The following is a 12,211-nucleotide window of genomic DNA, read 5'->3' as shown; positions in this document are numbered from 1 at the left end:
GGTCAGCGCCAGCATGACGAAGTTGCCGGGCATCCTGCTGGCGCTGACCGGCGCACTCGGCTTTGCGCTCGGCACCATCTTCCTGAAGCGGTTTCCGATCGCGCTGCCCGGTGCCACGTCGGCGGCGTGGCAGATCGGGCTCGGCTGCATTCCGGTGGCGGTGATTGGGCTTGCGTTCGAGGTCCCGCACGCCTCGGTGCTGACGCCGCTCGGCTGGGCCGGGCTGGTGTATCTCGTCGTGATCCAGTTCTGCGTCGCTTACGTCTGCTGGTTCGCCGCGTTGCAGCGGCTGCCTGCATCGGTCGCGGCGATCGGCACCATGGCGACGCCGGTGATCGGCGTGATCGCCTCGGCGGTCGCGCTGCACGAGCCGCTCGGCGTCGGCCAGATCGCCGCGCTGGTGATGACGCTGACCGGCGTGGCGCTGGCGACGCGGTCCTGATCCACGGCAATTGCCGGTGGACCGCGCCGCGCACGGCCTGATACAAAATGCCGTCGCCGCCATCTCACGAGCGGCGCGGACAACGAACAAGACCCCAGGGGCATGAAATGACGTCCAACACGAAGAAGCTGCTGGTGACGGAATCGTTGTCGCAGCGGGGCAGGGCGCTGATCGCCGCACGCGGCGATATCGAGATGATCGAATTTCCCAACATGATCTCGGCGGAGGATTTCGACGCGCTGCTGCGCGCCGAGGCGCCGGTGCACGGCGTCGCGCTCGGCGCCACAAGGTTCGGCGAGCGCGAACTCGACGCGGCGCAGGAGATGCGCGTGGTGGCGCGGATCGGCGTCGGCTTCGATGCGATCGACGTGCCGGCGCTGAACAAACGCAAGGTGCCGCTGATGACCGCCGGCACGGCGAATTCGCCCTCGGTCGCCGAACAGGCGCTGTTCATGATGCTGACGCTGGCCAAGCGCGGTGCCGAGCTGCACGCGCTGGTGAAGACCGGCGCCTGGGCGACGCGGCTCGGGCTGCTGCCGTTCGATCTGTTCGGCAAGACCGTGCTGATCGTCGGCTTCGGCCGGATCGGCACCCGCACCGCCAAGCGCTGCCTGGCGATGGAAATGACCGTGCTGGTGTACGACCCCTATGTGCCGGCGGCAGCGATCGAAGCGGCCGGCTGCAAGGCGGTGGACGATCTCGCCGCGGCGCTCCCCGACGCCGATTTCGTCAGCCTGCACTGCCCGAAGACGGCGGAGACCACCGGGCTGTTCGACGTGGCGCTTCTGTCGAAGATGAAGCCGACCGCGTATCTGATCAACACCGCGCGCGGCGGCATCGTGGTCGAGCAGGCGCTGTACGAGGCGCTGCTCGCGGGCAAGCTCGCCGGCGCCGGGCTCGATGTGTTCGAGCAGGAGCCGCCGCCGCACGGCCACAAGCTGTTCGATCTGCCCAACGTGATCATCGCGCCGCACGTCGCCGGCGTCACCCGCGAAGCGCTCGACCGGATGGGCGAGCAGACCGCGCGCAATATGCTGAGCGTGCTCGACGGCGATCCGATCCGCGTCAACGTCGTCAATCAGGACGTGCTCGGTTAGTTGGACGCGCGGCGCTCATCACCTCAGCGCACGTCATTGCGAGAACCCGGATCGGCGCTCCGCGCCGCCCGAGCACAGGCTCCGCGAAGCAATCCAGGGCCGCAACTCCGAGATTGGATTGCTTCGTCGCTTCGCTCGCAATGACGCCTCAAACATCATTGCATCATCACCAAAACAAGATTCGGGGAGAGGTCCATCATGGCGTTCAAGGAGTACGGCGATTACGACGGCGTCGGGCTCGCCGAACTGGTCCGCAGCAAGCAGGTCACGGCGGACGAACTGCTGGACGAAGCGATCGCGCGGACCGATGCGCTCGATCCCAAGCTCAATTCGGTGGTGGTCCGGCACGACGACTACGCGCGCAAGCAGATCGAAGCCGGCCTGCCGCAGGGGCCGTTCACCGGCGTGCCGTTTGTCTTGAAGGATCTCGACCTGCTCGCCGGCACCCGTACGACCTTCGGTGCCAGCCTCTACAAGGATTTCGTCGCGCCCCACACCGGCACGCTGACGGGACGGTTTCTCGCTGCCGGCGTGACGATCTTCGGCAAGAGCGCCAGCCCGGAATTCGGCCTGATGCCGACCACGGAGTCGCGGTTGCATGGGCCGACCCGCAATCCGTGGAATATTGATCACTCCTCGGGCGGCTCGTCGGGCGGTGCTGCGGCGGCCGTCGCCGCGCGCATCCTGCCGGTGGCGCATGCCAGCGACGGCGGCGGCTCGATCCGGATTCCGGCCTCCGCCTGCGGCGTGTTCGGGCTGAAGCCGACGCGGGCACGCAATCCGATCGGGCCGGATCGCGGTGAGGGCTGGGGCGGCTTCGCCTGCGGTCACGTCGTAAGTATCAGTGTCCGTGATAGTGCGGCGATGCTCGATGCGCTGCACGGCCCGGAGCCATCGAGCCCCTACGTTGCGCCGCCGCCCGAGCGTCCGTTCGCCGAGGAAGTCGGGCGTGAACCGGGGCGGCTGCGGATCGCGTTCACCGACCGCTCGACCTATGGCGATGCGATCGATCCGGAAGTCGCGGCGGCGGTGCGTGATACCGCTAGGCTACTCGAAGGTCTCGGTCACCACGTCGAAGAACGCGCGCCGGTGCTACCTGCCGATCCGGCGCAAGTGATCGCCACCATCGTTGCCTGCAACACCGGCCTTGCGGTGCAGCTCGCCGAACAGACAGTCGGCCGCGCGATGACCGAGCGTGACTTCGAAGTGCTGACGCTGGCGTCGGCCGCCAATGCACGCAAAGCGAGCGGTGTCGATTATTGCGCGGCGCAGCTCGCCGCGTTCCAGATCTCACGCGCGATGGCTGATTTCTTCGCCAACGTCGATGTGTTCTTGTCGCCGACACTCTGCACGCTGCCGCTGCGGATCGGCGAGATCGATACCATGGCGCACGACCTCTCCGGGATCAGCCCGACGCTTCGTCGGTATATTCCGGGCACGAGTTTGTCTAATATGTCCGGACAACCGTCGATGTCGGTGCCGCTGGCCTGGAGTGCGAGCGGCCTGCCGATCGGCATGATGTTCGCGGCGAAGTTCGGTGACGAAGCCACGCTGTTGCGTCTTGCTGCGCAGCTCGAGCGTGAACGGCCGTGGAAAACTCGGCGCCCACCGGTCTGTGCCTCGACATAGCCACACAAAATAGAAACCAGCGACCATTGTCTGCGTTGACGTGTTCGGCCTTGGTGTTGTCTTCAGGCCGACTAGAGGAGCTTTGTATTGACTGCCAACGACCCGACCGATGAAGCGCTCGCGGCGATCGCGAGCATCTTCGAAAAGCCCGACGCCAAGGCGGAGGCGCGAGACGAAGTGGTGCCGGAGGAGGGCTCGCCCTCTGTCCCGCCGTCGTCCGATGCCGACGCGCAGGGCGACGAGCCTGTTGCGGCCGAGGCGATATCCGACAGCGATGCCTCCGACTCCGAGTCCCGCGCTGAGCCGGCGAAGGCGGCCGACGAGGCCGCCTTCGCAGCGGCGCCGGAGCCCGACGACGGCGACGACGATCTCGAACGCTATACGCGCGAGGGCCCGGGACCGCTGGATGCGCTGCGCTTCAAATGGCGCATGCGCCGCGACGATCGTGGTTATTTCGTCGACGAGACGATCGGCGCCAGCGTGCATCCGATTTCCAGCGGGCCGATGTCGCGCGCTGATGCCATCGCCTTCATCGAGGCCCGCGACCAGGAGACCCGGCGCCGGTTCGAGGCGCTGCGCCACGAGATCGTGATGGGCCCGTCTGAGCGGGGCTATGACGAGGACAGTGACGAGCTCGACGACGCGCGCTAAGCAAGGGCCGCGCTGAGCCGGCCTGTGGTTTCCACCGCCTGCGGCCGCTCGTGCGCCGCATATTCCACCACCTGCGGCGGTCAAACGACGGCAGCGCCCGCTCTGCGGCAAGCTGCCGCACCACCAGGACTAGATCAATGTACCAGAGCCTTGAAGCCGACCTGCGTTCACTTGCGGATGCGGGGCGGCGACGCAAGCTCCAGCCGCGCGCCGGTGTCGACTTCACATCCAACGATTACCTCGGCCTTGCCGAGTCCGACGAACTCCGCCAGGCCGCCGCCGATGCGATCGCGCGCGGCGTGCCGGTTGGAGCCGGCGGTTCGCGCTTGCTGCGTGGTAATCACGAAGAGCACGAAGCGCTGGAAGCCGAAGCGGCCGATTACTTCGGTGCGGAGAGTGCATTGTATCTCGGTGGCGGATTCAGCGCCAACCATGCGATCTTCGCGACGCTGCCGCAGCGCGGCGACCTCGTGCTGTACGACGAACTGATCCACGCCAGCGTGCATGAAGGCATGCGCCGCGGTCGCGCGACCTGTGAGAGCATCCCACATAGCGACATCGACGCCTTCGATATGCGGCTGCGGCAATGGCGAGCCGGTGGTGGCCGTGGCCGCGCCTGGATTGCGGTCGAAAGCGTGTACAGCATGGACGGCGACAGCCCGCAGCTCGACGAGCTGGTTGCGGTGGCGGATCGGCACGACGCTATTCTGGTGATCGACGAGGCGCATGCTACCGGCGTCTGCGGGCCGGAGGGGCGGGGACTGGCTGCCTCGTTCGAGGGCCGCGCCAACGTGATCACGCTGCATACCTGCGGCAAGGCTCTGGGCACCATGGGCGGCTTCGTGCTCGGCCCGAAGATCGTCCGCGACTTCCTGGTCAACCGGGCGCGGCCGTTCATCTTTGCCACCGCGCCGTCGCCGCTGATCGCCGCGGTGACGCGGGCGGCGCTCGACATCAGCCGCACCCGGCCGGAGCGGCGGGAGCGGCTCGCGTCGCTGGTCGCGTTCGCGGATCGCGAGCTGAAGCAGCGCTGCGGCATCACCTCGTCCGGCTCGCACATCCTGCCGATCATTGTCGGCGCCAACGCCACCGCGGTGGCGCTGGCGGCCTCGCTGCAGCGGCGCGGCTTCGACGTCCGCGCGATCCGGCCGCCGACCGTGCCCGAAGGCACTGCGCGGCTGCGCATCGCGCTCAGCGCCAATCTGTCGGAAGATGTGATCGCCTCGCTGTTCGCGGCGCTCGCCGAAGACATGAGGGCGGCAGCATGAGCGCGCGGATCATCGTCACCGGCACCGACACCGGCATCGGCAAGACCGTGTTTGCCGCCGCGCTCGCCGGCGCGCTGGATGCCAGCTATTGGAAGCCGGTGCAGTCCGGCCTCGAAGACGAGACCGACGCCTGCGCGGTGCAGCGGCTGTCGGGACTTGCCGCCGATCGCATCCTGCCGGAACGCTACCGGCTGAAGACGCCGGCTTCGCCGCATCTCGCAGCGGCGATCGACGGCGTCAGCATCGATTACAATGCGCTAGAACTGCCTGCAGTGCCGCGTCCGCTGGTGGTCGAGGGCGCCGGTGGACTGATGGTGCCGCTGACGCGCGAAGTGACTTACATCGACGTGTTCGCACGCTGGCGCGCGCCGCTGGTGCTGTGTGCCCGCACTTCGCTCGGCACGATCAACCACACGCTGCTGTCGATCGAAGCGATCCGGGCGCGCGACATTCCGCTGCTCGGCGTCGCCTTCCTCGGCGACGAAAACGCCGACTCCGAACAGATCATCACCGAGCTCGGCCGCACCCGCCGCCTCGGCCGCCTGCCGCGGCTGGCTACGCTGGAGGCGGCCGCGCTACGCGCTGCGTTCGCGGCGGCGTTCGATCCGCGGGACTTTGTTGGAGACGCGCCATGAGCCACGCCTCGCCGGTCTGGCATCCATTCACCCAGCATGCGGTGCAGGGTGAAACCCCGACGATCGTGCACAGCGAGGGCGCCTGGCTTCAAGCCGATGACGGACGGCGGATCTTCGATGCGATCAGCTCGTGGTGGGTGGTGACGCATGGCCATCGCCATCCGACCATCATCTCGGCGATCAAGCAGCAGGCCGATCAGCTCGATCAGATCATCTTCGCCGGCTTCACCCATCCGGCGGCCGAACAGCTTGCGCAGCGCCTGGTCGAGATCACGCCGCCCGAGCTGACACACGTGTTCTACTCCGACAGCGGCTCGACCTCGGTCGAGGTCGGTTTGAAGATGGCGCTCGGCTATTGGCTGCATTCCGGTGAAAGCCGGCGGCGCATTCTGGCGCTTGAAGGCGCGTATCACGGCGACACGATTGGCGGCATGTCGGTCGGCGAACGCGGCGTGTTCAACGCGCCCTACGATCCGCTGCTGTTCGACGTCAGCCGGCTGCCGTTTCCGCGCGCGGGAGCCGAGCAGGCGACGCTCGACGCGCTGGAGCAGGCGTGCCGAGCCGAGGCGGTGGCGGCGCTGATCGTCGAGCCGCTGGTGCTCGGGGCCGGCGGCATGTTGATCTATCCGCCCTGGGTACTCGCCGAGATGGCGCGGATCTGCAAGGCGCACGGCGTGCTGCTGATCGCCGACGAAGTCATGACCGGCTGGGGCCGCACCGGCACGCTGTTCGCGTGCGAACAGGCGAACGTCGTGCCCGACATCGCCTGCTACTCCAAGGGACTGACCGGCGGCTCGGTGCCGCTCGCAGTGACGATGTGCCGGCGCGAGATCTTCGACGCGCATTTCTCGACCGACCGGCGCAAGACGTTCTTTCACTCCAGCTCCTACACCGCCAATCCGATCGCCTGCGCCGCGGCGCTGGCTAATCTTCAGGTGTGGGGAAGTGAGCCGGTACGGCAGCGGATCGACGATCTCGCCGCGGTTCACGCCCGCGCGCTCGATCGTTTTCGCGACGACACGCGCTTCACCAACGTCCGCCAGATCGGCACCATCGCGGCAGTCGATCTTCAGGTCGGCGACAGCGGTTATCTCGCCGACGTCGGGCCGCGGCTGTATGCGTACTTCATTGCTCGCGGTCTGTTGGTCCGTCCGCTCGGCAACACCATCTACCTGATGCCGCCCTATTGCAGCACGGCGGCGGAGATCGAGGCGGTGTATGAGGCGATTGCTGCGGCGCCCGAGGTGCTGGCGCGTAGCTGCGACGTAAGCTCGCTCTAAGACCTCATGGTGAGGAGGCGCGAAGCGCCGTCTCGAACCATGTGCCGCGAGCCCGTGCGGTGCCTTCATCCTTCGAGACGCCCGGCTCCGCCGGGCTCCTCAGGATGAGGGGCCCGTGCTTCGTTGGCGCTATCGCTTCAGCTGATCGATGAAGCATTCGAGGCGAGGGGGGAGAGCAGACTGTCTGCTGTTACTTCTTCGGGGTGAACGCCTGCGAGATCCGGGCCCAGGTCTTCTCGTACACCGCGGCGGTCTCATCGAGGCCGGCCTTGAGCGCGTTCCAGGTTTCGTCGCCAGCCGCCGACAATTGAGTCAGCTTCGGGCCGAGCGTCTTTTCAGTTTCTTCGGTCCAGCGGCGGAGCTGGGATTCCATTTCCTTGCGGCCCTGTTCGAGCGCCGCGGCGGTGCCGGTCTGGATCGTCTCCAGCGACGACAGGAACGACTGCCGCTGTGCTTCGGCGCGGGCGGCGAGCGCATCCTTGACCAGCCCGGCCTGATCGCCGGCCGTGCCGAGGAATTTCTGGAACGCCAGTTCGACCTCGTTCCACTGCGCCGAGACCGCCGACAGCGCGGCGTCGGTCACCTGTTTGGAGGCGCCGAGATCGGCCTGCAGCGCGTTGACTTGCGTCTGGAAGGCGTCACGCGCGGTGCGGAGCTGCGCAAGGGCTTCCTGCGCCTTGGCACTCGAAGCATCGCCGAGCTTGGCGGCCGCTTCCTCGATCTTGGCGATCGTCGCGGCGGACTCGTCGAGTTTCTGCTTGGTCCATTCCAGATAGGCTTGAGTGAGATCGGGCTTGGTCATGGCAGCTTCCTTTTGAAGTCAGGCCGTGGGTGATGGTTGGGCTCCGAACGCGGAGCCGAGCGGGGGATGGACGTCGGACGGGGCGCCTACGCCGATGCCGAGCAGTTCGGCCAGCGCCAGCCGCCGGACGGCCGTCTCGACGGTCCGCTTTCGCTCGGCGTCGAATGTGTCCCAGCCGAGTGAACTCAGCATGACGTTGCGCATGGTGCGGAAGTTGGAGATCGCGCCGAGCACGATCGCGACCCGAACCTTCAGGTCCTCGTCGTCCGGCGAACGCCCGGTGGCGGCGGCCACTTCGGCGATTAGGGCTGCCTGAAGTCGTGCCACCGACTGGTAATAGATGATGCGGAAGGCATCGTCGGCGTCGCGCTCGCAGCGGACGAAGAACACCGTCCAGGCCTCGGGCTCCTCGTCGCCGGCGATGAACTGGAAGAAGCGCATCACCACCGCGTCGATGTGACGGGCGGGGTCGGCGCTGGCCGTGCGCAGCTGGTCGATCAGCGGCTCGATCCGGGATCGCATGTAGTCGGCGATCGCTTGCGCCGCGGCGAGGTACAGCTCGCGCTTGCCGCCGAAATGATAGGGGATCGCCGCCTGATTGACTTTGGCCCGCTCGGCGAGCTGGCGGGTGGTGGCGCCGTGGTAGCCGACCGAGCCGAACACCTCGATCGCTGCCTCGATCATCCGGGCGCGGGTGTCGTGGCTTTGCGAGCCGAGCGCGGGCCGGAGCAGGGCAGTGTGGCCGTTGGACTTCATCGTCGACGCCTCATTGGCATCTGTTTAATTCATTCGAATGAATGAGACCTTGCGCTGGATCAATCGTGTGCGCCCGCGCGCGATGGCCGCTGTCGCAGGCATAGGTGTGTCCTTCATGCTTTCACGCGGACGCATCACCTGTGCGCCTGGTTCGAGATGGTCGAGCCCGAGTCCTTTACGACGAGATCGTCCAGAGTGCCTGCCGCGGCACGGCGTTGTGAGAGCAGTTCTGTGTTTGACGCAGCGCCATCACCAAAAGAAAAAGGCGCCCCGCGAGGAGCGCCTTTCCCTATCTGGTATCGCGGAAGCGATTAGTACGAGTAGTACATCTCGAACTCGACCGGGTGCGGGGTCATTTCGAACCGCGCGACTTCGGTCATCTTCAGCTCGATGAACGCGTCGATGAAGTCGTCATCGAACACGCCGCCTGCCTTGAGGAAGGCGCGATCCTTGTCGAGGTTCTCGAGCGCTTCACGCAGGCTGCCGCAAACGGTCGGGATCTGCTTCAGCTCTTCCTTCGGCAGGTCGTACAGATCCTTGTCCATCGCCGGACCCGGATCGATCTTGTTCTTGATGCCGTCGAGGCCGGCCATCAGCATCGCCGCGAAGGCGAGATACGGGTTGGCCATCGGGTCCGGGAAGCGGACTTCGACGCGCTTGGCCTTCGGCGAGGTGGTGTAGGGGATGCGGCACGAGGCCGAGCGGTTGCGGGCCGAATAGGCCAGCAGCACCGGCGCTTCATAGCCCGGGACCAGACGCTTGTAGGAGTTGGTCGACGGGTTGGTGAAGGCGTTGATCGCCTTGGCGTGCTTGATGATGCCGCCGATGTAGTGGAGGCAGGTTTCCGACAGGTCGGCGTACTTGTTGCCGGCGAAGGTCGGCTTGCCGTCCTTCCAGATCGACTGGTGCACGTGCATGCCCGAGCCGTTGTCGCCGTACACCGGCTTCGGCATGAAGGTCGCGGTCTTGCCGTAGATATGGGCGACCTGATGGATGCAGTACTTGTAGATCTGCATCTGGTCGGCCATGTGGGTCAGGGTGTCGAACTTCATGCCGAGCTCGTGCTGGGCCGAAGCGACTTCGTGGTGATGCTTCTCGACCTTGACGCCCATCTTGGCCATCGCGCCAAGCATTTCCGAGCGCATGTCCTGCACGGAATCCTGCGGCGGAACCGGGAAGTAACCGGCCTTGGTGCGGATGCGGTGGCCGAGGTTGCCGCCTTCGTACTCGGTGTCCGAATTGGTCGGCAGTTCCGACGAGTCGAGCTTGAAGCCGGTGTTGTACGGGGTCGCCGAATAGCGCACGTCGTCGAACACGAAGAACTCGGCTTCGGGGCCGACGAACACGGAGTCGCCGATGCCGAGCGCCTTGACCTGGGCTTCCGCCTTCTTGGCGATGCCGCGCGGATCGCGGTTGTAGGGCTCGCCGGTCGACGGCTCGAGAATGTCGCAGGTGATCACCATGGTGGTCTCTGCGAAGAACGGGTCGATCGTCGCGGTCGACGGATCCGGCATCAGGGTCATGTCGGACTCATTGATCGCCTTCCAACCTGCGATCGAAGAACCGTCAAACATGGTGCCTTCGGAGAAGATGTCCTCGTCGATCATCGACACGTCGAAAGTGACATGCTGCCACTTGCCGCGCGGATCGGTGAAACGCAGATCGACGTATTTCACGTCGTTGTCCTTGATGGATTTCAGGACTTCTTTAGCGGTCGTCATGAGTACCCCTTTGCTACGGGTCGTCGTGAAATGGCGGCCGGATCGGCCGCCAGGTGATGCGATCAGGCGAGGGTTGATAGGCCGGGTGCTTAGATGGCGTCCAGTCCGGATTCGCCCGTCCTGATGCGGATGGCTTCTTCAATGTTGGAAACGAAAATCTTGCCGTCGCCGATGCGGCCGGTCTGGGCGGCGCGCCGGATGGCGTCGATCGCTTTCTCGACCAGGTCGTCGGCGATCACGATCTCGATCTTCACCTTGGGCAGGAAGTCGACGATGTATTCCGCGCCGCGATACAATTCGGCGTGGCCCTTCTGCCGGCCGAAGCCCTTGGCTTCCGTGACCGTGATCCCCTGCAATCCGACTTCCTGCAGCGCTTCTTTGACCTCGTCGAGCTTGAACGGCTTGATGATGGCTTCGATCTTCTTCACTTACACTCTCCCCGGACTTCCCACGTCGTGAGTCGGCATGTGTATGCCAGATTGCGCGACGCTGCGCAGTTGATCGATAACACCGCGGCCGACTGGGTGAGCAACACCATCCCCAAATCCCGCCAGGCCGGAACTCGGAAAACGGTCGCGCAGACCCCGCCTCAAAGAGGCGAGCGCGAGGGATCGAAACTGGCTTCCGTAAAAGCAGGGTCCGTGCCAATTTGCGCACCGGCCGATTATGAAGCTTTATCAGGATATTAATCGCCCGCAGCGTTCACTGAGCGGATGCAAAATGGGCTTTGCCTGATCAATTGTTCAGCAATCAGCCTACCGATTGTGCATTTGAAGGTTTTGTCCGGTCTCGCACCGTTGATGCTGCCTTCGCTGCAGGCGACTGTACCGGGAATTGGGCATGGAACTGTTGACGCCCGCTGAAATGGACCGCGCCGACCTTTTGACGATCGCAGGCGGATCGTCGGGCTTCGCGCTGATGCTGCATGCCGGCCGCCACGTCGCCCAGGCGGCGATCGATCTGGCCGAAGAAGGTCCGATCCTGGTGATCGCCGGCCCCGGCAACAACGGCGGCGATGGGCTGATCGCCGCGACCGAATTAGTTGCACTCGGCCGCACCGTGCACGTGATGCTGCTTGGCGAGCGCGAGGCTCTGAAGGGCGATGCGGCGCTGGCGGCGCGGGAGTGGAAGGGGCCGCTGCTGCCGTTCCTCACCCAATCGATCGGCTCGCCGGCGCTGATCATCGACGCGCTGTTCGGCTCCGGCCTCAACCGGCCGGTGAAGGATCAGGCGCTCGAAGTGATCGAGGCGGTGAACCATAGCGGCGTGCCGGTGCTGGCGGTCGACCTGCCGAGCGGCATCAACGGCGCCACCGGCGCGGTGATGGGCGCGGCGATCCGGGCGCGCGAGACCGTCACCTTCTTCCGCCGCAAGATCGGCCATCTGCTGCTGCCGGGCCGGCTGCATTGCGGTGAGGTCCGGCTGGTCGATATCGGCATCGAGCCCGGAGTGCTGGGCGAAATCCGGCCGCAGGCGTTCGAAAACGATCCCGATTTGTGGCTGCCGGACTTTCCGGTGCCGCGTGCCGACGGCCACAAATACGGCCGCGGTCACGCGGTGGTGGTGTCGGGCGAGCTGTCGCAGACCGGGGCGGCGCGGCTTGCTGCGCGGGGCGCGCTCCGTGCCGGCGCCGGTCTGGTGACCGTGGCATCGCCGCGCGATGCGCTGGCCGTGAATGCGGCGGCGCTGACTGCGGTGATGGTGCGGCCGGTCGATACGCCGGATGAGCTCGGCACGATGCTGGCCGACCGCCGTTTCAACGCCATCGGGATCGGGCCGGGCGCGGGGATTGGCGACGAGACCCGCCGCAAGGTGCTGGCGGCGCTGGCGGCCGGTGCCGCGGTGGTGCTCGACGCCGACGCGCTGACCAGCTTCGCCGGGCATCCGGAGGAATTGTTCGAGGCGATCAAATCGACCAGCAACCCGCAGG

General features: G+C 66.0%; 12 protein-coding genes. 8 read left to right on the top strand and 4 right to left on the bottom strand.

Annotated elements, in window-relative coordinates:
* The 7 genes from DYI24_RS11690 to DYI24_RS11660 form a co-directional block, all read left to right on the top strand.
* Window positions 1-442 (top strand): DMT family transporter (locus tag DYI24_RS11690; protein WP_164572399.1); only part of this gene is annotated, 442 nt, incomplete at its 5' end.
* A 107-nt stretch (window positions 443-549) separates the two neighbouring features.
* Window positions 550-1,539: a hydroxyacid dehydrogenase gene (locus DYI24_RS11685; protein ID WP_164572398.1), complete on the top strand. Its 990-nt coding sequence runs from the start codon at window positions 550-552 to the stop codon at window positions 1,537-1,539.
* Window positions 1,540-1,737: 198 nt separating this feature from the next.
* Window positions 1,738-3,168, top strand: a complete 1,431-nt coding sequence (locus tag DYI24_RS11680) for an amidase (RefSeq protein ID WP_164572397.1) — start codon at window positions 1,738-1,740, stop codon at window positions 3,166-3,168.
* Window positions 3,169-3,255: 87 nt separating this feature from the next.
* On the top strand, window positions 3,256-3,819 hold the full coding sequence (locus DYI24_RS11675) for a hypothetical protein (protein ID WP_164572396.1): 564 nt from the start codon (window positions 3,256-3,258) through the stop codon (window positions 3,817-3,819).
* A 137-nt stretch (window positions 3,820-3,956) separates the two neighbouring features.
* The gene (locus DYI24_RS11670; RefSeq protein ID WP_164572395.1) at window positions 3,957-5,087 is read left to right on the top strand and encodes an 8-amino-7-oxononanoate synthase; all 1,131 of its coding nucleotides are present in this window, start codon (window positions 3,957-3,959) and stop codon (window positions 5,085-5,087) included.
* Window positions 5,084-5,722 (top strand): dethiobiotin synthase, encoded by a 639-nt coding sequence (gene bioD, locus DYI24_RS11665; protein WP_164572394.1) that lies wholly within the window; start codon window positions 5,084-5,086, stop codon window positions 5,720-5,722. The genes DYI24_RS11670 and bioD overlap by 4 nt, the downstream gene beginning before the upstream one ends.
* A complete protein-coding gene (locus tag DYI24_RS11660; RefSeq protein WP_164572393.1) occupies window positions 5,719-7,002 on the top strand; it encodes an adenosylmethionine--8-amino-7-oxononanoate transaminase in 1,284 nt (427 codons plus the stop codon). Before bioD ends, DYI24_RS11660 begins: the two co-directional genes overlap by 4 nt.
* A 190-nt stretch (window positions 7,003-7,192) precedes the next feature.
* Here the strand turns inward: DYI24_RS11660 and DYI24_RS11655 are convergent, their stop codons facing one another.
* From DYI24_RS11655 to DYI24_RS11640, 4 genes are all read right to left on the bottom strand, one after another.
* Window positions 7,193-7,804: a hypothetical protein gene (locus tag DYI24_RS11655; protein ID WP_107344861.1), complete on the bottom strand. Its 612-nt coding sequence runs from the start codon at window positions 7,802-7,804 to the stop codon at window positions 7,193-7,195.
* An 18-nt stretch (window positions 7,805-7,822) separates the two neighbouring features.
* On the bottom strand, window positions 7,823-8,560 hold the full coding sequence (locus DYI24_RS11650; protein WP_164572392.1) for a CerR family C-terminal domain-containing protein: 738 nt from the start codon (window positions 8,558-8,560) through the stop codon (window positions 7,823-7,825).
* A 311-nt stretch (window positions 8,561-8,871) separates the two neighbouring features.
* On the bottom strand, window positions 8,872-10,281 hold the full coding sequence (gene glnA, locus DYI24_RS11645) for a type I glutamate--ammonia ligase (RefSeq protein ID WP_107344859.1): 1,410 nt from the start codon (window positions 10,279-10,281) through the stop codon (window positions 8,872-8,874).
* An 89-nt stretch (window positions 10,282-10,370) separates the two neighbouring features.
* Window positions 10,371-10,709, bottom strand: coding sequence for a P-II family nitrogen regulator (locus DYI24_RS11640; protein WP_011158515.1), 339 nt, complete (start codon window positions 10,707-10,709; stop codon window positions 10,371-10,373).
* Window positions 10,710-11,121: 412 nt separating this feature from the next.
* Between DYI24_RS11640 and DYI24_RS11635 the strand changes: the two genes are divergently transcribed.
* A partial coding sequence (locus DYI24_RS11635; protein ID WP_164572391.1) for an NAD(P)H-hydrate epimerase occupies window positions 11,122-12,211 on the top strand: 1,090 nt, incomplete at its 3' end.

It is taken from the genome of Rhodopseudomonas sp. BR0C11, from assembly GCF_010820945.1.
GTDB classification, from domain to species: domain Bacteria; phylum Pseudomonadota; class Alphaproteobacteria; order Rhizobiales; family Xanthobacteraceae; genus Rhodopseudomonas; species Rhodopseudomonas palustris_H.
This window is presented reverse-complemented; position numbering and strand designations above follow the sequence as displayed.

Coding starts and splice junctions, on each gene's coding strand:
- DYI24_RS11680 (WP_164572397.1), top strand. CDS start 1,738: ATGGCGTTCAAGGAGTACGGCGATTACGACGGCGTCGGGCTCGCCGAA.
- DYI24_RS11670 (WP_164572395.1), top strand. CDS start 3,957: ATGTACCAGAGCCTTGAAGCCGACCTGCGTTCACTTGCGGATGCGGGG.
- DYI24_RS11660 (WP_164572393.1), top strand. CDS start 5,719: ATGAGCCACGCCTCGCCGGTCTGGCATCCATTCACCCAGCATGCGGTG.
- glnA (WP_107344859.1), bottom strand. CDS start 10,281: ATGACGACCGCTAAAGAAGTCCTGAAATCCATCAAGGACAACGACGTG.
- DYI24_RS11685 (WP_164572398.1), top strand. CDS start 550: ATGACGTCCAACACGAAGAAGCTGCTGGTGACGGAATCGTTGTCGCAG.
- DYI24_RS11655 (WP_107344861.1), bottom strand. CDS start 7,804: ATGACCAAGCCCGATCTCACTCAAGCCTATCTGGAATGGACCAAGCAG.
- DYI24_RS11650 (WP_164572392.1), bottom strand. CDS start 8,560: ATGAAGTCCAACGGCCACACTGCCCTGCTCCGGCCCGCGCTCGGCTCG.
- bioD (WP_164572394.1), top strand. CDS start 5,084: ATGAGCGCGCGGATCATCGTCACCGGCACCGACACCGGCATCGGCAAG.